This is a genomic window from Desulfitobacterium hafniense DCB-2, assembly GCF_000021925.1.
Taxonomy (GTDB): Bacteria; Bacillota; Desulfitobacteriia; order Desulfitobacteriales; family Desulfitobacteriaceae; genus Desulfitobacterium; species Desulfitobacterium hafniense.
Map to the genome: position 1 here is coordinate 1,443,965 of NC_011830.1, position 26,897 is coordinate 1,470,861.

A 26,897-nucleotide genomic window follows, 5' to 3' on the forward strand; every position below is an offset into this window, starting at 1 on the left:
CTTATATAGATAGTTAATGATTAGGATAATGCACAACCTTACCTTCCCAGGTTCTGATGACTGCTTCTTCATCGTTTAGGGAAATAAGGTACTGTGGTAAGATGGGGGTTTTGCCACCGCCTCCCGGGGCATTAATAATATAGGTCGGAATGGCCAAACCAGAGGTGTAGCCGCGCAAGTTTTCCATAATCCTTAACCCGTCCTGAATGCGGGGAATAAAGTGGCTCGTGCCTTTAACATTTTTGGCATGGAAAATATAGTAGGGGCGAACGCGAATTTTAAGAAGTTCTTGGTTAAGGCGTTTCATAATCTCTGGTTGGTCATTGATTCCTTTAAGAAGAACTGCTTGGTTGCCTAAGATGACTCCCGCTTTGATTAAGCGATCAGCAGCTTTCTTGGTCTCCTCGGTCACCTCTTGGGGATGATTGAATTGAGTATTGATATAAAGGGGTGGATATTTTTCAAGAATAGCGCAGAGCTCATCGGTAATGCGCATGGGCAGAGTGACGGGAACCCGGGTGCCGATACGTTTGATCTCCACATGCTTAATTTCATGCAATTCTCCCAATAACCAGTCCAGCATTTGATCGCTGAGAAGGAGAGCATCGCCACCGGTGACTAGCACATCCCGAATCTCTGGATTGGAGCGTATATAATCCAGGGCGGCCTCCAGGTTAGCACGGGTTTCATGGAGGTCAATTTCCCCGATATTCCGTCGGCGTTGGCAGTGCCTGCAATACATAGCACACAAATTGGTTACATTAATAATGAGGCGATCCGGGTAACGACGTGTGATGCAAGGCGCAGGGGATGTATACTCTTCTCCCATGGGATCTGCTTCTCCGGAATCGTCGAGGATCTCTTCCACAGAGGGGAGACTTTGCAGACGGATGGGATCCTGAGGATCATCTTTATCGATCAGGCTTAAATAATAGGGTGAAACAGCCCAACGGTAAGCCTTGCCCACCTCGTTGATTTCATGTCTTTGCTTGGGGGTCAGGGGAAGCAGGGTGCTCAAGTTTTCAGCATCCTGAATACGGTTTTTAAGCTGCCACTTCCAATCCTGCCAATGCTCCAGGTCAGCATCTAACTGATCCAGTATAAAGTCTCGGTTTTCATTAAATTCTTCGCTTAAGGCAAGGCCGCAGGGAATCGTTTCTTTGCGTTTGTTGTAGGATTGAACTTTTTGTTTTAATTCCAAAGCTCTTGCTTGTGAAGCCTGTCTTGGGTTAGGGGGTAGAAATTCTATTGCCATAGTGATTGCCCTCCTCTATTTGCAGATATAAAATAAGTCTTTAGAATCAAAAAAGAACCTCGCGGTTCCCAAGAAAAAGCATATTACATAATCAGGTGTTTACGCCTCATGTGCTTCAATGCTTACGAGGTTAGCTGACGGGTTCGAGCTGAAACATGCTCTACGTTTAAAACGATTCACCCCTAAATTGGTTCCCCCGTTTTCCCCTTGGGAAATTAAGCCCATATTAAGTTGCATAACTAACAACTTAATAGTATCATATGGGTTGGTAGCAGTCAATTGTATATTTTGTACATATGTTTATTTTGTATATGGGTTATCTTAGTAAGCATTTAAGTGTAAGAATTTGTAGTTCACTTAGTAGCAGAATTAAAGGTTAATGATAAGATGAATCAAGGAGAGGAATCCGATGGAATATAATGCACGTTATCAGGAAATTGCGATAGATATTGCTCATTCTATCGTTATGGGAGAATACCGGGAAGGGGAAAAAATTCATGGACGCTCTACTTTAGCGGGTCGTTATAATGTATCTCCGGAGACCATCCGGCGTTCCATTGCTATCCTCCAAACGATGGGTGTAGTCATGGTAAGCCAAGGGGTGGGGATTACGGTAGTCTCCAAAAGCATGGCCGAAAAATTTATGAGGGGTTTTGACCAGAAAGCAGAAATTCAGGTCTATTTTGATGAGCTGAAAAAGCTGATGGAACAAAGACGTGAGCTCGATCAGAAGATCGATGCCCATCTCACGAAAATCGTGAACTATACGGATCGTTTGGCCAGCCGTTGGATGGATGTGGCCGAAATTGAAGTTGCCAAAGGCTCCAGCGCCAAGGGAAAAACCTTAAGCGATTTAAAATTAAGGGAGAAAACAGGTTTAACGGTGGTGGCTGTGGTCAGAGGGGGAATCGAGCAATTTTCTCCGGGAGCGGAGTTTATCCTGGACGACGGAGATATCCTACTGGCGGTAGGCTCTGAACAAGGGAAAGAAAAACTTCAGGAAATCCTTCGCTAGAATACAGGAAGTGGATAGCCATCTGTCGAAACTCTCTATGAATTATAGAGGACATGAGGGATGATGGATGATCTTTGAAAGCATAGTCATACTCGGTGTGGAATTAATGCTGGTCTTAGTAACAGGCCAGATGAATCTGTTAATTTTATTTTTAATAGGCAATACATTTTTTCTTTTATATCACTTAAATCTGGAATATAAAAAAACTGCCCGGCAGGCTACAGAGCGAAACGCGGAGCTTAGCTTCAAAATAGCCAACCAGACTCTTCCTTACCTGCGCCGGGGGCTTAATGAACAAAACGCAGAGTACATCGCTAAAATCATTCAAGAGATTGGCCAAGTGGCGGCTGTTTCAATCACAGATTGTGAAAAGCAGCTGGCCTACTTGGGCGTGGGCTGCGATCAGCATCATCCGGGAGATAAAATTCTTACCCGGGCGACACGGGATGTGATCCAATCCGGAGTTTATAAGATAGTACGAACTCAAAAAGAATTGAATTGTCCCAGACAGAACACCTGTGATTGTCCTCTGGCGGCGGCTGTTATCGTACCTCTGAAGTGTCAGGGTGAAGTAGTGGGAACCATGAAATTGTATGAAACCAAGGTTGGACAGCTCTCATCGGATCTGATTCGCTTAGCTATTGGGATGGCTGATCTACTGGGGATTCAAATTGAACTAGCAGAACTTGATCACCAGGCGAAACTGGCTGCGGAAGCACAACTGAATGCCTTGCAAGCTCAAATCAATCCCCATTTCTTTTTCAATGTTCTCAATACTATTATTGCCACCAGCCGCACCAGCCCCAATCGTTCACGACGATTGTTGATTCATCTTGCGGAATTTTTCCGCAAGGCGCTCAAATCCCATGGAAGTTTGATTACTTTGCGGGAGGAAATGAGCTTTGTTAAGACTTACTTAATTCTCGAAAAAGCTCGCTTTGGGCGTAAGCTTCATTTTAAAAGTGAGATTCCCGAAGAGCTCATGGATGCCTTGGTTCCGCGCTTAAGCGTTCAGCCCCTCGTGGAAAACGCCGTCAAGCATGGGATTACGGAGAAAATCGGCAATGGGGTCGTCTCTGTGAAAGTGGAGCAAAAAGGCCAGGAGCTGTATATTACTGTGGCTGATGATGGAGTCGGCATACAGCCGGAACGTCTCCAGGAAGTGTTAAAACCCGGTGTTGGTTCAGGTAATGGAGTGGGTATGGCTAATGTTCATGAACGCTTAATTGGCCACTATGGTAAAGAGTATGGTTTACAGATCAAGAGTCAACCCAATATCAGCACGACTGTAACCATGCATTTGCCCTTAACCACTATGGAAGATGAGGATATGTTGGAAAAGTTGTAGGGATTTTTAGGGAGGCATATTATGATCCCAGGAGTGGATATTGTAGAAATTCAGCGCTTTGCTAAAGCTTGTGAGCGAACACCAAAGCTTCGGGAGCGTTTGTTTACCGAACGTGAAATTGAGAAGTTGCAGCATAAGGCAGTATCCAGCTGGGCGGCGCGTTTTGCAGGTAAAGAAGCGGTACTTAAAGCTTTAGGGACAGGACTAAGAGGCCTTTCCTGGCATGATATTGAGATCCTCAGCAATGATTTGGGGGAACCTGCTGTATTCCTTACGGAAAAGGCCGAGATAGTGCTGCATAGACGGGGGGGAACCCAGATCCGCATAAGCCTTTCCCACGAGAAAGAGTACGCTGTAGGAATGGCCATACTTTTTTAGCACTGTCAGAAAGTATAAGCTTGCGCTATATACTTTCTAAGCATAAGTGCAACCAGCGACTTCGCCTCATTTACGAGCATGCGTTTAAAGCACGGCGAAGCAACAAGTGCGAAAGCAGTGCTTTCGGGGTTTTCTATAAAGATAGGTGGGGGTGGAGCTATGAGAGTGGTCAGTGCCCATCAAATGCGCGAACTGGAAGAACGGGCAATTCGGGATTTTGGTATCCCCAGTTTATTGCTCATGGAAAATGCAGCCTTGGCAGTGATTCAAGAAGTCCGTCAAATGCTTGAAGACCGGCATATTCAACTGTCGGCGGGAAGAGCTACGGTCTTTGTGGGTAAAGGCAATAATGGCGGGGATGGCTTAGCTGTTGCCCGGCACCTCTTGATCTTAGGAATGGATATAACCGTCTATTCTTTCGCCAGGGCTGAAGAATTCAAAGGTGATGCAGCCCTCAATTATCGGCTGTACCAAAATACCGGGGGTAAGCTCTTCACTATCGAGGGAGAAAAACAGCGCAGACTGGTGAGAATCTCGCTTGCTCAGGCTGATGTGATTATAGATGCTATCTATGGGACGGGCTTTCGCGGCGCCCTGCCCAGCTTAATTGATGAATATGTGGAAGAAATCAATCGGGCTCAGGTGCCTGTTGTTGCCGTAGATATTCCCAGTGGTGTGGAGGCAGATACGGGAAAAGTTTACCGCAAGGCCATCATGGCTGATGCCACGGTTACCTTTGGTCTGCCCAAGCTCGGTCATTTTTTAGGGGTAGGACCCGAATATGCGGGTCGGGTCAGCGTAGACCCTATTTCCATTCCGGAACGCTTCCTGGATGATGAAAAGCTGACTACATCTATATTGACTGAGGATGTGTGCCAATATTTACCCATCCGCAGTCTGCAGGGACATAAAGGGACCCATGGTCGGGGGGTTTTGGTGGCAGGTTCGGAAGGAATGACCGGCGCCGCTTTGTTGGCTGGTAAAGCCGCCCTGCGCTCGGGGATAGGTTTATTGCAGATGGTTGTTCCCCGTGGACTTGCGGAAGGAATCGATCTTGCTTTGACAGAAGCTACGGTTTGGGGTGCGGAAAGTGAAAAGGCCCTCAATGGCAATGCCTGGCCTGTTATCTACGAACGGGCGGAGAAGGCCCAAGCCTTAGCCATAGGCCCGGGATTAGGGCAAGAGCCTGAGTTGCTGCTGGTTATAGAGGAAGTTCTACGCAATCTTCCTCTTCCGGTAATCCTTGATGCCGATGCTTTGAATGTTTTGGCCAAGGAACCAGGAATTCTGGGTTGGCGCCAGGGCCGGGGGCCTTTAATCCTTACCCCTCATCCCGGCGAAATGGCTCGCTTGTGCGGGTGTACGACGGAAGAAGTGCAGGCCAATCGGCTTGAACTGGCCATAAGTAAGGCTGTAGAATGGGAAAGTATCATTGTTCTTAAAGGAGCGATTACTATTATTGCTGCCCCGGATGGGCGGGCATTCCTTAACCCTACCGGTAATCCAGGATTAGGGACCGGAGGGACGGGAGATGTGCTTACAGGGAGTATTCTGGCTTGGTTAGCCCAAGGGGTGGAACCTTTAGCTGCAGCCTGTCTGGGGGTATATCTCCATGGCAAGGCAGCGGATCAATTGACCGGTGAATTCGGCTTAAGCGGATACACAGCCGGTGAGGTGGCGGATCAGCTGCCCAAGGCACGGAGAAGTCTGGAGAATAATCATTAAGGAGGGGCACCATGGAAAATAGACGACCGGTTTGGACAGAGATCAACTTACAAGCGCTGCAGAGGAATTATGACCGGATTCAGGCCTTGACTGAAAGTGAAATCATGCCCATAGTCAAAGCTGATGCATACGGACATGGAGCCTTACAAGCAGTAGAAGCATTTTATGAAAGAGGTGCCCGTCGTTTCGGAGTTGCCTTATTGAATGAAGCTTTGGAGCTTAGAAGAGCGTATCCGGATATCAAAGTCATGCTCATCGGTTCTTTACCCGAAGAATCCATAGAGACAGTTGTTAAAGAAGATATTATTTGCGGGGTGTATCAGTTAGATCAAGCAGTAATTTTAGCGAAAGAAGCAGAGAGACAGGGCAAGAAGGCAGTAATTCATCTTAAAGTGGATACAGGAATGGGGCGCATTGGCTTCAGAGAAGAGGATTGGGAAGAACTTTTCGGCTGTACCAAGCTGCCTGGTCTTTACATAGAGGGAATTTATACTCATTTTGCCACGGCGGATCATAGTGATCTGAGGTTTGCCCGGGAGCAACTGAGGAAATTTTTAGTGATGTGTGATAAAATCAAAGCCCAGGGAATTCATATCCCTATCCGGCATGCGGCCAACAGCGGAGCTCTGCTGCAGCTGCCGGAGGCTCATCTGGACATGGTGCGGCCGGGGATTATTCTCTATGGACTTCCTCCCTCCCAGCATGTGGGCAATGATTTAGGTTTGGAGCCCGTACTTTCCTGGAAAGCCAAGATCAGCCATATCAAGGTGGTCCCCCAAGGGGAAACCATCAGCTATGGCAGAACCTTCAGAACCGCCTATCCCACCCGGGTGGCGACGATTCCCCTCGGTTATGCCGATGGTCTGCGCCGGAATCTATCCAATAAGGGTGAAGTTTTAATTAAAGGCAGAAGAACCACCATGATTGGGAGAGTCTGTATGGATCAGACCATGCTGGATGTCACGAAAATACCGGAGGTGCAGGTAGGGGATGTGGTTACCCTACTCGGCATGGATGGTTATGAACGGATCGATGCCACGGAAATGGCCGGTTGGTTGGATACGATAAATTATGAGATTGTCTGTGGAATATCGAAGCGGGTTCCACGGGTGTATATTAAATAAAACAAAGCACTTTCCATTTGAACTGCCCCCTGTCAAGTCAATGTCATTAAGGGGAGCATAGCAGTTTGAGGAAGGTGCTTTTTCTGTGGGAAGTGTATTATTCGACCGGTATATTAAAAATCACCGCTTTTGAAATTTATTCATTTGCTGAGTCATTTCGAAATTGCCGGATTTTTAAACAGATCTTAGCATTTTGCTATAGGAAGAGGGCTGTTTTCCCGATGTTCCCGCGCTTTTTGGGAGTAACGTTCGGCAGTTTCTTTAAGGGCGTTTACTTCATCAGAGGTGAGCGCTCTTACCACTTTAGCCGGTGATCCCATAATCAGAACATGAGGGGGAAACTGTTTGTTCTCTGTGATGAGGGAGCCTGCAGCCACCATAGAGCCCTCCTCAATAATGGCTCCGTTAAGAATCGTGGAACCCATGCCGACCATGGTTCCTTTCTTAATGGTACACCCATGCAGAGTTACGGAGTGGCCTATGGAAACATCATCTTCAATGATCACGGGCACATTAGTATTAACGTGGATTACGGAGAGATCCTGAATATTTGTTCCTTTACCAATATAAATAGAAGCTATATCACCGCGAATTACGGAATTGTACCAAATGCTGGCACCCTCATCGATATGGACATCGCCGATTATCTTTGCTCCATCGGCGATGAAGACATCCTTCCCCAGGGTGGGCCGTTTATCCAGATAAGAATAGAGCACGGGCTTTCCCTCCTGTCTTTTGCTCAATACAACTACATCATAAATACATCACAAATAGATTTTACCAAAAGGAAATTGGCTATTAAATTATAAGATGATTTTTGGGGACTGTCCAGCACAGGTATACAGATTTAAGATAATTATCTGAACTATCTCTTTTATTGGAACGTTTTTAAATTTAACAGTTTTTCAAAGATAAAAGCTTTTTTTCCAGGTATTGTCTTTGGGTGAGTGCTATGGTATTTTAGAACCAGCAAAGAGTGTTTTACATTGCGGAAGGTGGTTTTAATATATGAAACAAAATGTAGATTCAAACAGAAAAAAGGTGTTTATTACAGGAAGGATTCCTTCACTTGCTTATGAGATTCTCTCTAAAGAATTTGATGTAACTATGCATGATGATTTGCGGTTATTGAGCAAGGAGGAAATCATTGCCGGTCTGAAAGGCAAGGATGCTCTGCTCTGCCTTTTGTCCGATGCGATTGATAAAGATATTATCGAAGCCAACCCCCAGCTGAAAGTGATCGCCAATTATGGTGCCGGTTATAACAATATTGATATTGCTGCAGCTGGGGAAGCCAATATCCCAGTAACCAACACTCCGGATGTTTCCACGGATGCCACGGCGGATTTGACCTTCGGCCTTATTCTGGCCATCGCCCGCCGCATTGTTGAAGGGGATAAAGAGACCCGTGCCGGACGCTTTAAAGGTTGGGCTCCTTTGTACCATCTGGGAGTGGATGTTACAGGCAAGACCCTCGGGATTATCGGCATGGGGAATATTGGGAAGGCTATTGCCCGGCGGGCGAAAGGTTTTGATATGAAAATCGTCTATACCAGCCGAACACGCCTCTCAGAACAGCAGGAGAAAGAACTTGGGTTCACCTATATGTCTTTGGAAGGTGTGTTGAAAACTGCGGATTTTGTGAGCTTGAGCTTAAGCTATAGTCCTGCCACTCATCATATGATCGGGGAAAGGGAGCTGGAAACCATGAAACCTTCGGCATATCTGATCAATACCGCTCGGGGGCCTTTGGTCGATGAGAAAGCTTTGTTGAAGGCTCTGGAAAATAAAAGCATTGCCGGAGCAGCTCTGGATGTGTATGAGTTTGAACCTCAGATCACGGCAGGGCTGGAAAAGCTGGATCAGGTCATCCTTACTCCTCATATCGGCAATGCTACTGTTGAGACCAGGGATGCCATGGCCGAGATTGCCGCTGGAAATATTGCCGCTGTGCTGAGAGGGGAAGCTCCCTTGACTTGTGTCAATCAAAATTATCTGAAGAAGAGGAACATGGCTGCTAAGTAAGAGCCTGGCAGGGAACGGCGAAGTCCGTTCCCTGCTTTATTTTCAAGTAGTTCTGACAGGAACCTGTGTTAATCCTTGATATAGTCCCTTAAGGAATGCTAAAATTGGGACATCGGGTGAAAAGGAGATACAGGCGTGAGACGAACAAGTCGTTTTTGGCTTGCCCTATGGGCGGGCAAGGGCATGAGCAGTATATTAAAGCTGCTGGGCAAAAGGGAACAACCCTGCCTGGCAAAATAGCTTTGCAGGTTGAACCTCAGCTCATGGGCATGCTGAGCAGCGCTTATACGGATGGGATTATTATGGTGACAGGAACCAATGGCAAGACTACCACAGCCAACCTCCTGGCCCAGATACTCAAGGCGGACGGGAAGACCTTTGCCTTTAATCAGGCAGGGGCTAACTTAGTCACAGGGATTACCGGGGCGTTGCTGGCTAATACCGGTTGGGGGGGACGATCCAAAGTAAAGATGGCCCTCTTGGAGGTGGATGAGGCTACGGTACCGAAATTCTGTCAGCAGGTTACCCCTTATGTCGCCATCGTAACGAACTTTTTCAGAGATCAGTTGGATCGCTATGGAGAACTGGATACCACCATTAAACTTGTCCGGGACGCCATTCCCCCTCAAACGCATTTGATTCTTAATGCTGACGATCCCTTGGTGGCTCAATTCGGTCGGGAGCGAATCCATACTTTATATTATGGGGTGGAGCAGACTCCGGACAGCAAAATCTACAGCACAGAGACTCGGGAAGCCAGGTTCTGCCCTCATTGCGGAGCAGAATTGGTCTATACTCTTTATCATTATGGACAATTAGGAATCTATGCCTGCCCCTGCGGTTATAAGCGTCCGGAGCCCCCTGTACTGGCTCAGAATGTCAAAGCGGGGGAAGATGGAATCCAATTCAGGGTGGAGCCGACTTCCTATTCCATAACCCTGCAAGGATATTATAATCTTTACAATGCTTTAGCGGCCATGACGGCAGCCAAGCGTATAGGAATAAAAGATCGGGAAATTCAGAGGGGCTTAAGTGAATTCATACCACAGGCCGGCCGCATGGAGCAATTCATCCTGCCCCAAGGAGCAGTTACTTTGACCCTGGTTAAGAATCCCACCGGCTTTAATCAAGTGCTTCAGACCGTATTAAGCCGTAAAGAGCATCCTATTCGTCTGCTCATCGGCATCAATGATTTAGCGGCCGATGGCCGGGATATTTCCTGGCTGTGGGATGTAGACTTTGAGTGTTTAGGCCGAGAAGAGGAACGAATTCAAAGAATTGTCTGTTCCGGGCTGCGGGCGGAGGATATGGCGGTCCGCCTCAAATATGCAGGAGTACCGGCAGACAAGTTGCACCTTGAACGGGAAATGAGCAATGCTCTGGAGAAACTATCTGAGGGCTTGGCAGGTCAGGCAACAATTTTTATCCTTCCTACCTACACCTTGCTTTTTCCCACACGGGAACTTCTGGCGAACAGGCAGATTAAGAGCTGCGAGCTGAATTCCAGGCAACACATCCAAAGAGGGGAGGGGTAAATTTGAAAATCAAACTCGGCCATCTCTATCCGGATTTGTTGGATCTCTATGGGGATCGAGGAAATATTCTGGTCTTGGCAGCACGAACCCGTTGGCGTGGGTTAGATTTTGAGGTGCAAAATGTTTCTTTAGGGGAGCAGATTGATTTTCATGCTTTGGATATCTTGTTTCTCGGGGGAGGATCGGATCGGGAACAAAACATACTCGTGGCTGACCTGATGGGACGGGTTGAGGAATTAAAGGCAGCCATTGAAGATGGACTGGTGGTATTATCCATCTGCGGTGGTTATCAGCTTCTGGGTCAATACTATCAGACCGCTGAGGGGCAGAGGATTCCCGGTTTGGGGATTCTGGATCTCTGGACCGTGGCCGGTGCCAACCGCTTGATCGGCAATGTGGTGGTGAATTTAGAGCTTGAAGAGCTGGCAGAGGTGAATTCCGGTTCCCTGTCTACTTTGGTGGGATTCGAAAATCATTCGGGGAGAACTTATCTTGGCCCTGGACTAGAACCCCTGGGCAAGGTCATCCATGGTCATGGGAATAATGGCGAGGATCAAGGAGAGGGCATGCGCTATAAAAATGTCTTTGGAACCTATCTGCATGGCCCCCTGCTGCCTAAGAATCCTCATTTTGCTGATGTGTTGCTGAAATTAGCCATGGAAAGAAGAGGAGAAGCCGGGAACTTAACTCTTTTAGATGATCAATTGGAAAGACTTGCCCATGAAAGCGTAGTGGAACGAATTCTTGCCAAGCAGAAGAAAATTTAGCAGAATGCAGATTGAGAGTATATCATTGAGGCTATACTCATATAATAGATATAATCCCGAAAAATAAGCTAATTAATGGCGAAAACCAAGGAATGCCAAAATTTACATGGCGAATAAGGCTGATTTGAAGGTTTTTTAGCTTATCTCAACGTCATACTTCGTTGACACTTTTTAGGGTTATTGTCTATAATGAAGTATAGCTGTGGCTAAATGACTTGGGGGTGCTGGTGTGGCAGAGAGTAAGCGGATAATGATTAGTTTGCCGGAGAATTTGCTCGCGGAAGTGGATGATGTCGTTACGCTTGAGAATAGAAATCGTAGCGAATTTATACGTGAAGCAATCAACAGTGTTCTTCATGAACGCCGGAAACGGGGAATCCGCGAACAGATGCGTAAAGGTTATGAGGAAATGGCTCAATTGAACTTAGCCATTGCCAGAGAGCTGTTCCTTGCTGAGGAAGAGGTCCAGGTGGTTTATGAAGATTCTAATGTGGAGTGTCAGAGATGATTATAAAACGCGGGGAAATCTACTATGCTGAACTCAACCCCGTCGTCGGATCCGAGCAAGGCGGTACCCGCCCTGTGTTGGTGATCCAAAATGATATCGGAAATCAGTTTAGTCCGACGACTATTATAGCTGCGATTACATCTCAGATTGCTAAAGCAAAGCTGCCGACTCATGTGGAGGTGCGGGCCAAGCGCAGTGGTTTGGAACGGGATTCGGTCATTTTGACGGAACAGATCCGAACGATTGACAAAAGCCGCCTCAAGGAGAAGGTCGCCGTTCTTGATGAAGAAGTGATGCTGAGGGTGGATCAAGCGATTGAAATCAGTTTAGGACTGACTGATATTTAATGAGTATAATACATGGAATGAAGATAAATTAAGATAAACACAGCGGCAGCGTTGGTCGGAACGACTAATGCTGTTTTTATTCTTCATCACTTAATGCAGAGTATTGAATAGTATGTTTAGGGAAGAGGCTCTGAGCGGCCCAATAATCATACGCTATAAAGACGGTGTAGAGAAATGTATGGAGAGGAGATACATAATGAAGCGCAAACCTGTCATTGGCATAACTGCTGCTCATTGTAATGAGGAGCTAAAATCCTATCCGCGGGCCCGCTATGTGGAAGCGGTTAGGGAAGCGGGAGGGCAGCCCATACTATTACCCCCAGTCGCTGCCGCTGAAGATGCCGAGGAAGTCATTGCCCTTATGGATGGACTTATCCTTACGGGTGGAGGGGATATCTCTCCTATTTTGCTGGGGGAAGATCCGCTGCGGGGAATCGGAGATTGTCTGCCGGATCGGGATTTCAGTGAGATTCTCCTGACCCAAAAGGCTCTGGAAGTGAACCTTCCTCTCTTAGGGATATGCAAAGGGATTCAAGTGCTGGCTGTAGCCGCAGGCGGAAAGATTTTTCAGGATATTATCAGCCAATGCCCAGAATCTATGGAGCATAAGATGAAAGCCCCCCGGGACTTCTCCTGGCATGAAATAACTCTCAAGGAATCCCGATTAAGGACCTTCCTTGGTGAAGAGCGAATCGCAGTTAACAGTGTTCATCACCAGGCAGTTTCCGAGGCTCCTCAAGGATTTGTGATCAGCGCTGTCGCTCCCGATGGGATCATCGAAGGGATTGAGAAAGTTGACGCCCATTTCTGCATAGGAGTGCAATGGCATCCTGAAGTGATGATGAAGGATAAGAGCAGTCAAAAGATATTTCAGGAGTTAGTGGCGGCAGGGGCAGGATATTATAGAAGAAGGCATTGACATTTTAATAGTGTTAGATTAAAATTGCTTTATAAATAAAAGTAATCAACTAGGTTTAGTCGGGTATATAATTGAATATCTCCTTAACTCAATGGCTGATTAGTCAACTAAAGGCCCTATGACATTAGTGAAATACTGATGTTATGGGGCCTTTATTATATAACCATGAAAACCATGAATGGAGGACTCAAGCGGATAATTGATACAGTCATTGTTAAGGCAGGAATTAGGGTCATTAAGGCAGGCGGAATCACTTTATGTTTGACAAAATAAGAAGGGGTAGGTGGGATGAAAATGAGTACCAAGGTAACCCAGAAAACAATTTGCGGGATTTGCCCGGGAGGGTGCGCTGTAGAAGTTGGAGTTAAGAACGGTGAATTAGTGGAGATCTCTCCTTTAAAGGGGGTTCCTTTTGGAGCCTTATGCATTCGGGGAAAACATGCACCTGAAGTGGTTCACTCACCTGATCGTTTGAAAAAACCGCTGATTCGTACAGGAAAACGGGGAGACGGTCAATTTAGGGAAACCACCTGGGATGAAGCTTTGAATTATGTGGCTGAGAGGCTCCTGGCAATTAAGGAGAAATATGGCCCTCAAGCGGTAGCCAGTCATAGCGGAAGGGGAACCTTTGAACAGTCTTTTGCGGAGTTCACCGGTGGTGGGGAAACCATGACTTCCAGATTTCTTTGGCCTTTTGGCTCTCCTAATGTGGCTAGTGTAAGCTCCTTATGTTTCACCTCTTTCGGTGTATTGGCACCTAAGGCGAATTTCGGGCTGCTGGGACCCGCTTTAGAACCGGATATTGAGAACAGCAAGCTGATTGTTGTCTGGGGAGCAAATCCTGCTACGGATTCCCCGCCCTTTATGTTTGACCGGATTCTAAAAGCGAAGCAGAAAGGAATAGGGATTATTGCCATTGACCATATGCGCAGCGATATTGCCAAAAGAGCGGATCAGTGGATCGCTGTTCGCCCGGGGACGGATGGCGCGTTAGCTTTAGGTCTTCTCAATTTGGTGATTGAAGAAGAATTATATGACAAAGAATTTGTGGAGAGCTGGACTATAGGCTTTGCCGAGCTAAGGGAATATGTGAAAGAATTTTCCCCTGTTGAAGTGGAGAAAATTACTGGGGTTCCAGCTGAGCAAGTCATTCAATTGGCCCGTCTGATTGCAACAACGAAGCATACGACTTTAAGGACGTATACCGGATTGGAGTATTCCAATGGGGGAGTACAATCCATTCGAGCGGTCTATCTTCTTTGGGCCATAACCGGAAATATCGATGTACCCGGTGGACTGATCATCAATCAGGCCTTGCGATCAGGGAACCAAAGATTATTTGCCTATAAACCTGAAGGCATAGCTCCGATTGGTGCGGCAGAATACCCACTGTTCTACGAACTCACGGAAAGTGCTCAATTTATGGAATTCCCCAAAGCAGTCTTAGAAGGTAAACCCTACCCAATCAAAGGGCTGATCAATATAGGTGCATCTATTTTGACCTCCTATCCCCAAACCCACATATGGGAAGAGACCTTTGCAAGCTTGGATTTCTTGGTGGTAATAGATCGTTTTCTCACCCGGGATGCTCAATTCGCAGACGTAGTGCTGCCGGCTACAACCTATTTTGAAAACACATCTTATCAGCGTTATCCAGGTTATCTGCGTTTAAGACGACCAGTGATTGAACCAGTGGGTGAAGCAAAAAGCGACTTGGCAATCTTGGCGGCTTTGGCTGAACGGTTAGGATATGGCGAGCTGTTTCCTCAAGGTGATGATGAGTTTTTAAAGCAGGCTTTTGCTGAAAATCCTGAAGTATTGGAGAGATTGCAGGAAGCAGAAGATGGAATTCTTTTACCCCGGCCGGAACCGCAGTATCAAAAATACGCGAAAGGGTTGCTGCGGGCTGATGGTCAAGCAGGATTTAATACCCCCTCCGGCAAAGTAGAAATCAATGCCGGCATACTGCTCCAATATGGATACGACGGCTTGCCGGTATACTCAGAACCCGCAGAAGGGAAGTTCGGCAACCCGGATTTGTATAAGAAATATCCTTTGATTTTGAATACCGGAGCGAGAATTCAATCTACTTTCCGTTCCCAGCATTTGAATATCCCTGGTTTGCTCAAACTTCAAGAAAAACCTCAGGTCATTATTAATCCGGAAGATGCTTTCCTTCGTGGTGTCCGGAATGGCGATAAGGTTGTCATTCTTACGGAACGAGGAAGTGTGGAGTTTTATGCTGCCGTAACGGAAGACATTCCCCAGGGAGTGGTAGAACTTAATGTGGGCGGGGGAGGGCCGATCCAGGCGGAACCCTGGCGCCATGCCAATGCCAATAATTTGACTGATTTCTATAATCGCGATCCAATCTCCGGGTTCCCGGTGTTGAAAGCACTTTTATGCCAGATTGAAAGAACATAAGAGAATCCGGGAATGTAAGGGAAGAAAATTTGATGAAATTCCTATTGACAAAAGATCTGTTGTAGAATAGAATACCCCTTAAGATATATTTATAAATCCTATAGGAATAATATTAAAATAAAAACATATAATTTTTTGCATAGACAAATTAAAGAATGGTATGAAGTTTGCAGCTCTCTTTTTTTAATGCAAAACATAGTAAATTGATTGGATAAGTAAGTGTTGAAAAGTGTTATCATCTAGTGGAAGGAGAGGGATTAAAATGAGGATTGCTATCGTAGGTGGGCAAAATCATAATCAAGAAACATATGGTAAGCTTCTGGGAAAAACAGGCCGGGTCGAAATTCACTTTTATGATGGCATTCCGAAGAAACATAATAAAAGGAATTTAGAGAAATTAATTAAAGACGTGGATTTGGTAATCGTAATTCTGGGAGCTTGTTCACATGCCAGTATGTGGGATACCAAAAAGGCAGCAAAAAAATGCCATAAAGAAGTGCTTTTTTCCAGGGGAATTGGAATTTCCTCTATAGTTAAGCAAATTGCGGGAAAACCTGCGTATACAGCATAGATAGTTTCAGGCGGCGTATTCAGGAATGCCTTGATCAAGTACCCTTGTCAGGAGGTGTTGAGGATTAAAGAGAGCGAAAAAGTCCAACCCGCCGTCAGCCAGGTTAATCCTTCATGGGTAGTAACACTATTAGAAATTATTGACTCAATGAAACATGGTTCTGTCACGATAATTGTTCAAGATGGTATTGTCATCCAGATTGATAAAAATGAGAAATTCAGGTTAAAAAACCAAGTTAACAGAAAAGGAACAGCCTAGTTAAAGGATCATAATCTATAGGGATTAAGCATCAAAACCTGACAACTTGATAATAATTGACCAGTAAACTGGAGATTAAGCAGGACCTTATCTTAAGGTATATACTTGATCTCTTTTTCTTTTGTGTAAAGATTTTAGCTTAGTGATCACATCGGAAGTGTATGGAGTAGACAGAACTAATTTTTGCGGAGGGTGTTATGGAAAAGAAAATCACACAGATTGCAATTTATGGCAAGGGAGGGATTGGCAAATCCACCACCACATCAAATCTAAGTGCAGCTTTGTCAAAGCTCGGGTATAAGGTGATGCAGTTTGGCTGCGATCCTAAGAGCGATTCCACCAATACGCTGCGGGGAGGAAAGTATATCCCTACGGTGCTGGATACCTTGAGGGAAAAAAGTGTGGTGAAAGCATCCGAAGTAATCTTTGAGGGCTTCAATGGAATCTATTGCGTGGAGGCAGGAGGCCCGGCCCCGGGTGTGGGCTGCGCGGGACGGGGGATTATCACAGCGGTGGAATTGTTTAAGCAGCAAAAAGTCTTTGCAAGCCTGGATTTGGATTTTGTCATTTATGACGTATTAGGGGACGTGGTTTGCGGAGGGTTTGCGATTCCGATTCGGGAAGGGATCGCCGAACATGTGTTTACGGTTTCCTCATCAGATTTTATGAGCATTTATGCCTCCAATAATCTCTTTAAAGGGATCAAGAAATATTCCAATTCAGGTGGAGCGTTGTTGGGGGGCGTCATTGCCAATTCCATCAACCAGGGCTATGCCAAAGCCATTGTCGATGATTTTGTTGAACGGACTCAGACCCAGGTGGTGGAATATATTCCCCGCTCCATTACAGTAACCCAAAGTGAGTTGCAGGGAAAGACCACCATTGAAGCTGCTCCTGAATCCGAACAAGCAAAAGTATATACCCGCCTGGCCGAAAAAATTGTGGAGCATAAAAGCTCTAAGGTTCCCGCTCCCTTGGAAATAAAAGAACTGCAAGAGTGGGCGACAAGCTGGTCAGATCAATTGTTGGCCTTGGAAAGGGGAGTGGTCGTCGGGGGAAATGCTGCGGGGATTTAGCCGCTTTTATCTGATTAAGACTTTAGGGGAGGAAAACCATGGCAATCTTTATCGAAAGACCGCGAACATCCTGCGCATTGGGAGGGGCTCTGGCCACCATGAGTGCTCTGCCCAGGGTGGTGCCCATAATTCACAGCGCCCTCGGCTGCGGAGGCAATCTCAGCGGTGCCGCGGCTTTTGGAGCCGGATACTGCGGTTCCAGCTATGCCAGTGGTCAAAGTGCGCCTACCAGTGCCGTGACCGAGACGGAAATTGTCTTTGGCGGCAGTGACCGTCTGCATGAGGAAATTCAATCCACGCTGGACCTTATTGATGCCGACTTATTCGTCGTAGCTACCGGCTGCATGACCGAGATGATCGGAGATGACGTGCAGGGTGTTGTCAGTGAATTTGCCGGCGGGAGAAAGCCTGTCATCGCCATCAGCACTCCTAGTTTTAAGGGAGATGCCTATGCGGGCTATTCCATCACCCTGGAAGGTATTTTTAACAAGTATTTGCCCAGGTCTAACTCTAAAAAACCTAAACTGGTCAATCTTTTTGGTTTGGTGCCCTCTTACGACCCGTTTTTCCGGGGAGATCTAAGTGAAATAAAACGGCTATTAGAAAAGCTGGGCCTGGAAGCCAATACCTTCTTTACCCCAGATCAGACCTTCGCCAACCTTACCAGTGCTCCGTCAGCCACTTTAAATATTCTGTTTTCCCATGTGTGGGGAGTGGAGTTTGTGAAGAACTTTGAGCAAACACATGGAACACCCTACTGGATTACTGATTTGCCCATCGGCCCTGAAGCCACTGACCATTTTCTGAGGGAGGTTGCTGAAAAGCTGGAGATAGAACCGCAAAGGGTTGAAGAGGTTATTGCCCAGGAAAACAAAGAGTATTATGGCTATTTCCAACGGGCTGTGGATATTTTTACCGATGCTGACTACAAATTTTATGCAGCCATAATCACTAACTCCAACTATGCCATCCCCTATGCCGAGTTTTTAGAAAAGGAATTGGGGTGGGTACCCAAAGATATTTTCATAACCGATCTTCTTCATGACGGACAAAAAGAAAGACTCAGGGAGGCATTTCAGGCGAAGAATTTACTGGGTGAGTTGATATTTGAAAGGGACACCAGCCGCATCGGTGTGACTCTCAGGCAAAGGCATCCTCAGGACCAGGGGCAGCGTTACTTTGATGCCTATGCACCTCTTTATCTCTTAGGCAGTTCACTGGAGAAGGAGCTGGCAGTCGGCCGGGGTCTCCATTACTTAAGCGTCAGCTTCCCCGTATACAACCGCATCATTGTGGACCGGGGGTATTCAGGATACCGGGGCGGGCTGCACTTATTTGAAGATCTGATCGATGTCCTTGTCGCCCCGAAGTAGGAGGTCAAACATGAGCTATTATGAACAAAATATTCCCCCCACCCGGGAACAGCGTCTGACCATAGGGGACAGCTTCAGCGGTTGCGGGAAAGAACTGTTGGACTGCGCCCAATCGGGATGCATGCTGCAAAAAAACAGGAAGTTTTGGCAAGCCGGTGCCTGCCAGATGCAGTTGTCCCTGATGATGGCCGCAACGGTGGAGAATTCAGTCATCATTATGCATGGTCCGGTGGGGTGCGGAAGCACACTGCATAGTCTTGGGCCCGCAGCCAATAAAGGCAAAGCGAAGCGGGGAAAGAAGCCGCAGGCCCTGGTCTGGCTGTCAACCAATTTGCAGGAGTCAGACGTCATCGGCGGCGGGGAAAAAAAGCTTAGAGAAACGGTCGAATATGCGGACAAAACCTTCCGTCCTGAGATCATTTTTGTAGTATCCACCTGTACCCCAAGCATCATTGGTGATGATGTGGAAGAAGTAGTTCATCAAACCCAGAAAGGAGTTGCTGCTCATCTGGTCTCCATTCATTGCCCGGGCTTTCGAACCCGTGTGGTGGCAACGGCTTATGATTCCTTTTATCACGGACTGCTTAAGCATCTTCCTTTAGAACCGCTTCCCGCTGAGGCTTTTATTCCCCTTAAGGAAAATGATCCCGGATATGAGTTGGCAGCTCAACAATTTGCTTACCGGAAAAGCCGCACGGTCAATTTGTTTAACGCCACCTCCATCGGCCCTGCCGATGAGGAAGAACTGGTGCGTTTGTTAAAGGCCTTGAACCTTAATGTACAGGTTTACACAGAATACAGTTCCTTGGCTGAGTACCGTAAAATGTCTCAGGCTGCGTTGAATATCAGCATGTGCAATGTTCATGACGATTATCTGCTTGCTTATTTGCAGGATAAATACGCTCTACCCTATGTAATCCAAGGAATGCCTATCGGTACGAAAGCAGTGAGAAAATGGCTCCTTGCGGTGGCAGAGCATTTCGACCTGGAAGAGAAAGCTAATCGGCTGGCAGACCAAGAGGAAAAGCAGGTGAACGAAGCCCTTCAGCCCTTCCTGCCGGCCCTAAAGGGCAAGCGTGTATTGATCAGCGGCGGGGTCATCCGCGTAGCCGAAGAAGCAAAAGTTCTCAAGGACCTGGGCCTGGAAGTCATCGGTGTGAGAGCCTATCACTATGATAACGGTGCAGAGCCTGTTTATGGCTCCTTGGTTGATGAGTTGCCCGAAGTTCACGTGTCGGTAAGCAACCAACTGTTTGAATTGGCCAATCAAATCGCCCGGTATCAGCCGGATTTGGTGATTGCCCACAACGGCACCCAGGGTTGGGTAGCGAAGATGGGGGTGCCGGCCATTCAGTTATTCGATGTGGATCGGGCCTACTTTGGATACAGAGGGCTGTTCTCCCTGGTCAAACGGATCGCTTTTGCCTTTGAGAATACTTCATTGCCCAGGCGTTTGGCCCAACATGTGAACCTTCCTTATAAAAAGGAATGGTACGAAAAGGATCCTTTCAGTTACCTCAAAGGATGAGCCAGGAAAAATAGATGATGAGAAGGAGAAGATGAGTATGAGAAAACCGCAAAGAGGCTTGGTATTCCGATTAACCGCAGTGCTTCTTGCAGGAGCGCTGCTGGCAGGGAGTCTTACAGGCTGCGCTTCGAACCAAGGGGCTCCGGCCCAAAGCAGCCAAGTCGGGACAGAACAGCCGCAGCCCGGAGAATCCGCCAATCTGACCCCGGAGCAATATGAGGCAGCCTATCAAGCGGAGCCGGCCGCCAAACGGGTGATTCATATTGGGTACAATGGCGGGCTGTGCCAGGCGCCCATCGCCATTGCTCAAGAAAAAGGCTTTTTCGAGGCGGAAGGACTTAATACGGAGCTGACCCGTGCCGAAGATACCCGTGACGCTATTGTGGGCGGGAAGATCGATACCTCGGCAGGCATGGTTGCCGGCTGGCTTAAACCCATCACCAGCGGAGTGGATCTGGTATTTACGGTCGGCCTGCACACCGGCTGCGCCTCGGCCATTGCCCTGGCTGATTCGCCCATCAATTCCTTTGCGGATGCCAAAGGAAAGGTTGTGGCCATTAATGGCGGGATCGGCGGTATCTATCATAACATTGCTTATCGTCTGATTGCCCATGATGGGTACGTTCCAGGAGATTTTACTTGGAAGGACTTCCCTGCCGAACAGGCTCTTCAGGTATTGCAGAAAGGTGAAGCTTCCATAGCCGTACTTGCGGATCAACTAGCTGAGAAATGGGTCCAGGAAGGACTGGTGAAAAGAATTCGCTCCACTACTCTGGATGAAGATTTTAAGAATGAAACCTGCTGCGTACTGGGTATCTCAGGAGATTTTATCCGTGAGAATCCTGTAACTGCCGAAAAAATTACCAGAGCAATTTACAAGGCCAGTCTGTGGGTGGAGGAAAATAAAGAAGAAACAGCTCAGATTCTCCTGGATAATAAGCATATCAGTGGCAGTGTTGATTATGCCATGGATTTGCTTAAGCTCTATAATTATAACGTCACCAACGATGGCACGGAAAAATCCATCTATGATTCTATCGACGAATATAAGGCATTGGGTGTCATCGATCAGAATCTTGATGCTGAAACCTTTAAGAAACAAGTCTGGCATCGGTTTGAGCTGGAAGATCTGAAGAATTAATGAGCGAAAGGGGAAATTATCATGAGCACCACACCGCCGTTGACCAGCGACCAGCTGGCAGAATTGGAAAAACGCCCCAAGACTGAATGGCAGCGAACTTTAGACTATATGATCAGTGGTGCACCTGTAGCCGTGGCCGTAATCCTCTTTCTGCAATATTATTTCCTGCCCAACTATAAATTCAATACCACAACAGCGGTTTATCCGCTGTTTGTGGGATTCTTTGTGCTCCTGCTGCTGGGACGGTTCATTGGATCTTTCTTCTCCAAAAAAGTTCATGAAAGCTTAAGGGCTCAAGCTCCTTTCTATAGCGCAGTTTTTATTTTGCTGATTATATTTGATTATCTGACCCTTAAAACCGGAAAATTGCCCCTTCCCTACTTTCCCTGGCCGGACAAGATTCTCAATGCCATCATTGAGGACCGGGTGCTGCTGTTGGATTGCATCAGAAATTCGCTCATTCTGCTGTTTACGGGATACTTTTTTGGAGGCATTGTTGGCCTCATCACCGGCGTGACTGCCGGATGGTCGAAAAAAGTTCATTACTGGGTTATGCCGATCATTAAGATCTTAGGCCCGATTCCTTCCACCACCTGGCTGCCTATTGTTCTGATCATAGCGTCTTCATTGTTTAAAGGAAGTGTGTTTCTCATTGCTTTAGGGGTCTGGTATCCGGTGACCATAGCCACTCTGACAGGAGTTGCGAATGTGCGCAAATCCTATTTTGAAGTCGCCAGAACCCTGGGTGCACGGCAGAGACGGCTTGTTTTTAAAGTTGCTCTTCCTGCCGCTATGCCGAATATCTTTCAAGGGTTAACCCAGGGCATGAGTGTAGCCTGCACTACCCTTATGGTTGCGGAGATGATGGGAGTGGAGTCAGGCTTGGGGTGGTACATCAACTGGCAAAAGGGCTGGGCGGAGTTTGGCAAGATGTATGCAGCGGTTATTGTCATTTGCCTGACCTTTACCGTGGTGAACATCGTGCTGACCCAAGTGAAAAAACGAGTATTGCGCTGGCAGGAAGGGACGATCCAATGAACGGAGGAAAAGGGTATATCCAAATCAAGAATGTTACTAAAATTTTTGCCCGCAATGATCTGGCTACGACCCTGACTGCCTTAAGTGATGTGAGTATAGATATTCAGCCGGGAGAATTTGTGTCCATCGTGGGGGCCAGCGGCTGCGGTAAATCCACCCTTTTGCGAATTATCGCCGGGTTGGAGACACCCACTCATGGAGGAGCTTTTTGCGATGGTGAAAGGATAGAGGAACCCAGTGCCAGGCGAGGGTTGGTTTTTCAGGATCCGACGCTTTTCCCCTGGCTCAATGTCTGGGATAACGTTGCTTTCGGGCTGAAAGCAGAGGGGAAATATAAGGAGAAAAAAGAAAGCATTTCAAAATTGCTCCAACTCATTGGGCTGGAGGAGTTTCATAAATCTTACCCTCATCAGCTTTCCGGAGGCATGAGCCAGCGGGTTTCTCTGATTAGGGCACTGGCCAATGAACCGGATGTTCTGCTTCTGGATGAACCTTTGGGTGCCCTGGATGCTTTTACCCGCATGAATATCCAGGATGAGCTGATCAATCTCTGGAAGCAGCGCGGTACCACCATGATCCTTATTACCCACGATGTGGACGAAGCTATCTATCTTTCCAATCGAATTATTGTGATGTCGCCCCGGCCGGGGCGCATCATGAAAGAGTTAAAATTGGATATGTACCATCCCCGCAATCGGGGAGCCTCTGAATTTGTCGATTATCGCAATCAGATCCTCAAGCTTCTGCATTTTGCTGATGAAGAGGTAACGGAATATTATCTCTGAAGGAAAGGGGAGGTGCTTATGTTGGCAGCCTTTGCCTCTAAGGATGGGAAATTCGTAAGTCAGCATTTTGGGCATAGTCCCTGCTTTTATATCGTGGAAATCAATGAGGAGTCCTATGCCTGGACCTTCGCGGAACGTCGTGAAAACAGTCCTCCCTGCCGTTTCGGTGAGCATGATGATCAGACTTTTGCAGATAGTATCTCCTTACTATCTGACTGCCAGGTTCTCTTTGCGGTCAAAGTAGGATCTTACGCTAAGGCAGTGCTGCAGAGACACAATGTTCAGGTCTTGGAGATGACCGGCTTTATTGAAGATATCTTGGCAGGATATATCTCCTATCTGAAAAAGCAAAGGGAGAGGAGGGCTCATCATAAGCATTAATGATGAACATGGCACCCAACTCAGGAAAAGGCAAGTCGTGGCTGAAATGGCCGTGGAAATTGAAGCTCAGGGTATAAGACCCTTGCGAAGGCAGATCATCAATCAAATAGAGCAGCTGATAGAAACTCAGATGGAGCATCAATTGCGAACTCCTAATATCTCTGATCATCCCTGCTTCAACGGAGCAGTCCATGGGAAAAAGGGCAGACTTCACCTGCCGATCAGCCCCGCCTGCAATATCCAGTGCCGGTTTTGCCGGCGGGCCTGCAATAGTAAGGAATTGCGTCCCGGAGTTGCCAAAGGCATCCTTCCCATAGAAGAAGCAGTTGATATAGTGGGCAAAGCCTTGGAACTGTGTCCGGAAATCACGGTAGTGGGGATTGCCGGACCCGGGGATGCTCTGGCCTCTTTTCATGCAGTCGAAGCTTTCCGGCAGGTTCACAAAGCGTACCCCCACTTAATTAAATGCCTGAGTACCAATGGATTAGCTCTCCCCGGCAAAGCGGATCTTTTGTATGATTTGGGAGTCCGCACTGTTACGGTGACAGTCAATGCAGTAGACCCTTGGAGCGCATCCAAGGTGGTCTCTCATATCCTTTGGGAGGGGAAAGTTTACAGAGGTGAAGAAGCGGGGCGGATACTGCTTGCTCATCAATTGCGCGGGATTCAGCAAGCAAGTCAAAGAGGGATAATAGTCAAGGTCAATACAGTACTCATTCCCACAATCAATGATCACTGCATCGGAGATATTGCCCGTACTGTAAAGCAGGCAGGGGCAACAGTGCATAATATCATCCCTCTTATACCTCAGCATGAGCTGAAGGATATTCCGGCCCCCACCTGCGAACAAATCAATAAAGCCCGTAGTGACGGAGAAGTTTATCTAAAGCAATTCCGTCACTGCCAACATTGCCGGGCTGATGCCTGCGGCATTATTGGCCAGGAAGATCTATCCGCTGAACTTTATGGCGGACGGAGAATGGAGACTTTTTCCCACGGGTGAGTGGGTTCCTTTGGCAGGGGTGAATCAGGGGGACAGGTACCATTATTCATCTGAATAATGGTACCTGTCCCCCTGATTCACTTATTGAAGTCCTAGACGTTTTAGCTTTTTCCAAAGACCGGTCCGGGTAATCCCCAGATATTGTGCCAGAGCGGTTTTGTTTCCTCCAAACTCTGCAAGTAAGCCTGCGATTTCCTCTTTTTCGGAATGTCCCTTGTCCGTTTCAGCCACCCGAAGGTCGGGAGGCAGATCCTGAGTATGAATGGTGGAACCTTCCGCAAAAACGTAAAGCCGGTTGATAATATTTTGGAGTTGGCGGATATTGCCCGGCCAAGTGTATTTGAGAAAGAGGTCTTGAGCGCCAGGGGAAAGGGTTTTTTCCGGAGTATCATGACTTTGAGCAAGGAACTGAAGCATATGCTCGGCTAATTCCAGAATATCCTGCCCCCGCTCTCGTAAGGGAGGGATTTTGATCTCAATAGAATTAAGTCGATATAATAAATCTTCCCGGAATTCTCCTTGCTCAACCATCGAACTAAGGTCGCGATGGGTTGCGGAGAGAATGCGGACCTTAATCGGAATGGGCTTGATAGCGCCTAAAGGTTCTATTTCTTGTTCCTGGATAACTCTTAAGAGCTTTGCTTGCAGTTCCGGAGAAAGCTCACCAATCTCATCCAGAAACAAAGTTCCTCGATTGGCCAGCAGGATTTTTCCGGGCTTGCCGCCTTTCACTCCGCCGCTAAAGGCCCCCTCCTGATAACCGAAAAGCTCGGATTCTAAAAGATTAGCCGGTATAGCTGCCGAATTAACCACAATAAACGGACCCTGAGCAACTTGACTTGATTGATGAATCGCTTTCGCCAGCAGCTCTTTCCCGGTTCCTGTTTCACCGGTAATCAAGATGGGGAAGTCATATTGAGCAACTCGGGCAGCGTTCTGGATTGTGTCCTGCATGATTTTGGAGCTGCCGATAATTCGTGAAAATCCGGAAGTCTCTTGATCTTGTAGACGATCTTTTCTTGTTGGCTTAGGGAGCTGCCGAGAAGAGTTTGGTTCAGGGACAGCACCGGGAGCGTTTGGGAGGCGGGCTACTACAGAGCTAAGTTGCTCTGTAGCTACTTTGAATAATCCGGACATATAGGGGGAAGAAGCTTTTTCGTCCATTGCGGCGGCCACCAGCGCGGCGACAATAGTTTCCCGATGTTCGATGGGAGCGTAAAGAGTAGAGGTAAATCCCTGGTTCAAAAGTTCGTCCGTATTTTGGATTGAGGTATGGACTAAGCTATAGCAGACAATACTCTTTGCTTGAAGCATTGCGGCGATTTCCTTGTCCAAAGGTTTCCACTCATTTTTCTGGGGAAATTTTCTGCCTGCGCTAACGAGGAGTTTTTGCTGTTGGTGAGTCTGATCAAGGAGACAAAGATAAATGCTTTCCAGCTGAGTGGCGATTTGCAATTGAATGCAATAGTCATTGAGAAAATCAAGGATGTGATCATCTTTAAGGTTTTCCGCCATGCTGTGCAGAAAGGCTGATGTAGCCATAGCCTGATAAGAGCGTTCCTGGATTATTCCGGAATGATAAAAGGCCTGACTGAAGTGCCGGGAAATCTGGCTAATTAAATAGGCATCTTCTATCTCAAATTGCAAGGCTTTGGTGCCGCCCAATAAGATGGCGCCGATTACCTCGTGACCAAAGAGGATAGGAACTCTCAGGGCGGAACGAAATCCTGTCCGATAGAGCATGGGATCCTCGCTGAAGGAGAAACCTTCCGGCTGAAGAGAGGAGCTCAGTTGGGGAGCTTCCGTTTCTAAAATCCAGCCTAAACCGGTCTTGCGAATCTGAGAATAAGGTGCGTAGATACTGCCCTCTATTTCCAAACCAATGGAGTAAGCATAGCTGTATTTGCGAAGCTGGGGATTCACCCGTACCAAATCAAAACGTTCAAAAGAGGTTGCCTCGCTGATCATAGTTACAATTCGCAGCACGATCTCTTCCGGATCTGTGGTCAGATCTTCAAGCGCTCGTTCAAACTGGGGAGGAAGTGCAGATGTAAAATTCGGTTCCAACCCAAGCAGAAGCAGGCGGTTGGAGTCGCCGCTTACCATAAAGAGTTCGACATTTAAAGCAATCTGATGATTGGCCACAGACCATGTGGTAATATCATTTTTCGGTTTTAAGGTGAGAAGGGTCTCTAAAGATTCCGGATCCAGAGCATGAGTCAGTTGTTTGGCATAATGATTCATCCGCTGTATTTTGTTGGTGGAGTCTATACGGATTATCCCAAAAGGAAAGGATTCAAATAGTTCATCACGCATAATCGTTCTCCCTAATCTGTTTAAGGTAATCCTCATGGCAGTCTCATAGACAATTTT

General features: G+C 47.1%; 24 protein-coding genes, 1 pseudogene and 1 riboswitch. Of the genes and pseudogenes, 22 read left to right on the top strand and 3 right to left on the bottom strand.

Annotation, left to right across the window (positions count from 1 at the left end; translation table 11 throughout):
* Nucleotides 1–13 precede the first annotated feature (13 nt).
* Nucleotides 14–1,255 carry a glutamate 2,3-aminomutase gene (gene eam, locus DHAF_RS06700; protein WP_005817444.1) on the bottom strand — a complete coding sequence of 414 codons (1,242 nt, stop codon included), beginning with the start codon at nucleotides 1,253–1,255 and terminating at the stop codon, nucleotides 14–16.
* 104 nt (nucleotides 1,256–1,359) lie between these two features.
* A riboswitch (cyclic di-AMP (ydaO/yuaA leader) is annotated at nucleotides 1,360–1,487 on the bottom strand.
* 177 nt (nucleotides 1,488–1,664) lie between these two features.
* Here eam and DHAF_RS06705 point away from each other — a divergent pair.
* The 5 genes from DHAF_RS06705 to alr all read left to right on the top strand — a co-directional run bounded on the left by DHAF_RS06705 (nucleotide 1,665) and on the right by alr (nucleotide 6,845).
* Nucleotides 1,665–2,270, top strand: coding sequence for a GntR family transcriptional regulator (locus tag DHAF_RS06705; protein ID WP_005817440.1), 606 nt, complete (start codon nucleotides 1,665–1,667; stop codon nucleotides 2,268–2,270).
* A gap of 67 nt (nucleotides 2,271–2,337) precedes the next feature.
* A complete protein-coding gene (locus DHAF_RS06710; protein WP_005817438.1) occupies nucleotides 2,338–3,618 on the top strand; it encodes a histidine kinase in 1,281 nt (426 codons plus the stop codon).
* 21 nt (nucleotides 3,619–3,639) lie between these two features.
* Nucleotides 3,640–3,996: a holo-ACP synthase gene (locus DHAF_RS06715; RefSeq protein ID WP_015943369.1), complete on the top strand. Its 357-nt coding sequence runs from the start codon at nucleotides 3,640–3,642 to the stop codon at nucleotides 3,994–3,996.
* Nucleotides 3,997–4,155: 159 nt separating this feature from the next.
* On the top strand, nucleotides 4,156–5,721 hold the full coding sequence (locus DHAF_RS06720; protein ID WP_015943370.1) for a bifunctional ADP-dependent NAD(P)H-hydrate dehydratase/NAD(P)H-hydrate epimerase: 1,566 nt from the start codon (nucleotides 4,156–4,158) through the stop codon (nucleotides 5,719–5,721).
* 11 nt (nucleotides 5,722–5,732) lie between these two features.
* Nucleotides 5,733–6,845, top strand: a complete 1,113-nt coding sequence (alr, locus tag DHAF_RS06725) for an alanine racemase (protein WP_005817433.1) — start codon at nucleotides 5,733–5,735, stop codon at nucleotides 6,843–6,845.
* Nucleotides 6,846–7,030: 185 nt separating this feature from the next.
* On the opposite strand, the gene DHAF_RS06730 is transcribed toward alr, so the two are convergent.
* Nucleotides 7,031–7,561 carry a gamma carbonic anhydrase family protein gene (locus tag DHAF_RS06730; RefSeq protein ID WP_015943371.1) on the bottom strand — a complete coding sequence of 177 codons (531 nt, stop codon included), beginning with the start codon at nucleotides 7,559–7,561 and terminating at the stop codon, nucleotides 7,031–7,033.
* A gap of 292 nt (nucleotides 7,562–7,853) precedes the next feature.
* On the opposite strand from DHAF_RS06730, the gene DHAF_RS06735 reads away from it, so the two are divergent.
* The 17 genes and pseudogenes from DHAF_RS06735 to DHAF_RS06815 all read left to right on the top strand — a co-directional run bounded on the left by DHAF_RS06735 (nucleotide 7,854) and on the right by DHAF_RS06815 (nucleotide 24,524).
* A complete protein-coding gene (locus tag DHAF_RS06735; RefSeq protein ID WP_005817430.1) occupies nucleotides 7,854–8,870 on the top strand; it encodes a 2-hydroxyacid dehydrogenase family protein in 1,017 nt (338 codons plus the stop codon).
* Nucleotides 8,871–9,005: 135 nt separating this feature from the next.
* A pseudogene (locus tag DHAF_RS06740) lies at nucleotides 9,006–10,405 on the top strand (MurT ligase domain-containing protein).
* 2 nt (nucleotides 10,406–10,407) lie between these two features.
* Complete coding sequence (locus DHAF_RS06745) at nucleotides 10,408–11,172, top strand: type 1 glutamine amidotransferase (RefSeq protein WP_005817427.1); 765 nt, start codon at nucleotides 10,408–10,410, stop codon at nucleotides 11,170–11,172.
* A gap of 229 nt (nucleotides 11,173–11,401) precedes the next feature.
* Complete coding sequence (locus DHAF_RS06750; protein ID WP_011461523.1) at nucleotides 11,402–11,680, top strand: CopG family ribbon-helix-helix protein; 279 nt, start codon at nucleotides 11,402–11,404, stop codon at nucleotides 11,678–11,680.
* Entirely contained in the window at nucleotides 11,677–12,027 is a 351-nt protein-coding gene (locus DHAF_RS06755; RefSeq protein ID WP_005817423.1) for a type II toxin-antitoxin system PemK/MazF family toxin, read from the top strand. The genes DHAF_RS06750 and DHAF_RS06755 overlap by 4 nt, the downstream gene beginning before the upstream one ends.
* A 196-nt stretch (nucleotides 12,028–12,223) precedes the next feature.
* The gene (locus DHAF_RS06760) at nucleotides 12,224–12,946 is read left to right on the top strand and encodes a gamma-glutamyl-gamma-aminobutyrate hydrolase family protein (protein ID WP_015943373.1); all 723 of its coding nucleotides are present in this window, start codon (nucleotides 12,224–12,226) and stop codon (nucleotides 12,944–12,946) included.
* Nucleotides 12,947–13,240: 294 nt separating this feature from the next.
* Nucleotides 13,241–15,370, top strand: a complete 2,130-nt coding sequence (locus DHAF_RS06765) for a molybdopterin-containing oxidoreductase family protein (RefSeq protein ID WP_020502638.1) — start codon at nucleotides 13,241–13,243, stop codon at nucleotides 15,368–15,370.
* 262 nt (nucleotides 15,371–15,632) lie between these two features.
* A complete protein-coding gene (locus DHAF_RS06770; protein WP_005817412.1) occupies nucleotides 15,633–15,941 on the top strand; it encodes a DUF2325 domain-containing protein in 309 nt (102 codons plus the stop codon).
* Nucleotides 15,942–15,998: 57 nt separating this feature from the next.
* Nucleotides 15,999–16,199 carry a YezD family protein gene (locus DHAF_RS06775; RefSeq protein ID WP_011461520.1) on the top strand — a complete coding sequence of 67 codons (201 nt, stop codon included), beginning with the start codon at nucleotides 15,999–16,001 and terminating at the stop codon, nucleotides 16,197–16,199.
* Nucleotides 16,200–16,396: 197 nt separating this feature from the next.
* A complete protein-coding gene (nifH, locus tag DHAF_RS06780; RefSeq protein ID WP_015943375.1) occupies nucleotides 16,397–17,275 on the top strand; it encodes a nitrogenase iron protein in 879 nt (292 codons plus the stop codon).
* 38 nt (nucleotides 17,276–17,313) lie between these two features.
* On the top strand, nucleotides 17,314–18,648 hold the full coding sequence (locus DHAF_RS06785; RefSeq protein ID WP_015943376.1) for a nitrogenase component 1: 1,335 nt from the start codon (nucleotides 17,314–17,316) through the stop codon (nucleotides 18,646–18,648).
* A gap of 10 nt (nucleotides 18,649–18,658) precedes the next feature.
* Complete coding sequence (locus DHAF_RS06790) at nucleotides 18,659–20,176, top strand: nitrogenase component 1 (RefSeq protein WP_015943377.1); 1,518 nt, start codon at nucleotides 18,659–18,661, stop codon at nucleotides 20,174–20,176.
* 37 nt (nucleotides 20,177–20,213) lie between these two features.
* Nucleotides 20,214–21,317, top strand: coding sequence for an ABC transporter substrate-binding protein (locus DHAF_RS06795; protein WP_015943378.1), 1,104 nt, complete (start codon nucleotides 20,214–20,216; stop codon nucleotides 21,315–21,317).
* Between the two features lie 21 nt (nucleotides 21,318–21,338).
* Nucleotides 21,339–22,355, top strand: coding sequence for an ABC transporter permease (locus DHAF_RS06800; protein ID WP_005817406.1), 1,017 nt, complete (start codon nucleotides 21,339–21,341; stop codon nucleotides 22,353–22,355).
* The gene (locus DHAF_RS06805) at nucleotides 22,352–23,140 is read left to right on the top strand and encodes an ABC transporter ATP-binding protein (protein ID WP_015943379.1); all 789 of its coding nucleotides are present in this window, start codon (nucleotides 22,352–22,354) and stop codon (nucleotides 23,138–23,140) included. The genes DHAF_RS06800 and DHAF_RS06805 overlap by 4 nt, the downstream gene beginning before the upstream one ends.
* A gap of 18 nt (nucleotides 23,141–23,158) precedes the next feature.
* Nucleotides 23,159–23,521 carry a NifB/NifX family molybdenum-iron cluster-binding protein gene (locus tag DHAF_RS06810; RefSeq protein ID WP_015943380.1) on the top strand — a complete coding sequence of 121 codons (363 nt, stop codon included), beginning with the start codon at nucleotides 23,159–23,161 and terminating at the stop codon, nucleotides 23,519–23,521.
* Between the two features lie 46 nt (nucleotides 23,522–23,567).
* A complete protein-coding gene (locus DHAF_RS06815; RefSeq protein WP_015943381.1) occupies nucleotides 23,568–24,524 on the top strand; it encodes a radical SAM protein in 957 nt (318 codons plus the stop codon).
* An 81-nt stretch (nucleotides 24,525–24,605) separates the two neighbouring features.
* Here the strand turns inward: DHAF_RS06815 and DHAF_RS06820 are convergent, their stop codons facing one another.
* Nucleotides 24,606–26,840, bottom strand: coding sequence for a sigma-54-dependent Fis family transcriptional regulator (locus DHAF_RS06820; RefSeq protein ID WP_015943382.1), 2,235 nt, complete (start codon nucleotides 26,838–26,840; stop codon nucleotides 24,606–24,608).
* Nucleotides 26,841–26,897: the final 57 nt, after the last annotated feature.

What these genes read in the sequence shown, in the direction of transcription:
- eam (WP_005817444.1), bottom strand. Translation starts at nt 1,255, where the DNA reads ATGGCAATAGAATTTCTACCCCCTAACCCAAGACAGGCTTCACAAGCA.
- DHAF_RS06705 (WP_005817440.1), top strand. Translation starts at nt 1,665, where the DNA reads ATGGAATATAATGCACGTTATCAGGAAATTGCGATAGATATTGCTCAT.
- DHAF_RS06710 (WP_005817438.1), top strand. Translation starts at nt 2,338, where the DNA reads ATGATCTTTGAAAGCATAGTCATACTCGGTGTGGAATTAATGCTGGTC.
- DHAF_RS06715 (WP_015943369.1), top strand. Translation starts at nt 3,640, where the DNA reads ATGATCCCAGGAGTGGATATTGTAGAAATTCAGCGCTTTGCTAAAGCT.
- DHAF_RS06720 (WP_015943370.1), top strand. Translation starts at nt 4,156, where the DNA reads ATGAGAGTGGTCAGTGCCCATCAAATGCGCGAACTGGAAGAACGGGCA.
- alr (WP_005817433.1), top strand. Translation starts at nt 5,733, where the DNA reads ATGGAAAATAGACGACCGGTTTGGACAGAGATCAACTTACAAGCGCTG.
- DHAF_RS06735 (WP_005817430.1), top strand. Translation starts at nt 7,854, where the DNA reads ATGAAACAAAATGTAGATTCAAACAGAAAAAAGGTGTTTATTACAGGA.
- DHAF_RS06755 (WP_005817423.1), top strand. Translation starts at nt 11,677, where the DNA reads ATGATTATAAAACGCGGGGAAATCTACTATGCTGAACTCAACCCCGTC.
- DHAF_RS06760 (WP_015943373.1), top strand. Translation starts at nt 12,224, where the DNA reads ATGAAGCGCAAACCTGTCATTGGCATAACTGCTGCTCATTGTAATGAG.
- DHAF_RS06765 (WP_020502638.1), top strand. Translation starts at nt 13,241, where the DNA reads ATGAGTACCAAGGTAACCCAGAAAACAATTTGCGGGATTTGCCCGGGA.
- DHAF_RS06770 (WP_005817412.1), top strand. Translation starts at nt 15,633, where the DNA reads ATGAGGATTGCTATCGTAGGTGGGCAAAATCATAATCAAGAAACATAT.
- nifH (WP_015943375.1), top strand. Translation starts at nt 16,397, where the DNA reads ATGGAAAAGAAAATCACACAGATTGCAATTTATGGCAAGGGAGGGATT.
- DHAF_RS06785 (WP_015943376.1), top strand. Translation starts at nt 17,314, where the DNA reads ATGGCAATCTTTATCGAAAGACCGCGAACATCCTGCGCATTGGGAGGG.
- DHAF_RS06790 (WP_015943377.1), top strand. Translation starts at nt 18,659, where the DNA reads ATGAGCTATTATGAACAAAATATTCCCCCCACCCGGGAACAGCGTCTG.
- DHAF_RS06795 (WP_015943378.1), top strand. Translation starts at nt 20,214, where the DNA reads ATGAGAAAACCGCAAAGAGGCTTGGTATTCCGATTAACCGCAGTGCTT.
- DHAF_RS06800 (WP_005817406.1), top strand. Translation starts at nt 21,339, where the DNA reads ATGAGCACCACACCGCCGTTGACCAGCGACCAGCTGGCAGAATTGGAA.
- DHAF_RS06805 (WP_015943379.1), top strand. Translation starts at nt 22,352, where the DNA reads ATGAACGGAGGAAAAGGGTATATCCAAATCAAGAATGTTACTAAAATT.
- DHAF_RS06810 (WP_015943380.1), top strand. Translation starts at nt 23,159, where the DNA reads ATGTTGGCAGCCTTTGCCTCTAAGGATGGGAAATTCGTAAGTCAGCAT.
- DHAF_RS06815 (WP_015943381.1), top strand. Translation starts at nt 23,568, where the DNA reads ATGGCCGTGGAAATTGAAGCTCAGGGTATAAGACCCTTGCGAAGGCAG.
- DHAF_RS06820 (WP_015943382.1), bottom strand. Translation starts at nt 26,840, where the DNA reads ATGCGTGATGAACTATTTGAATCCTTTCCTTTTGGGATAATCCGTATA.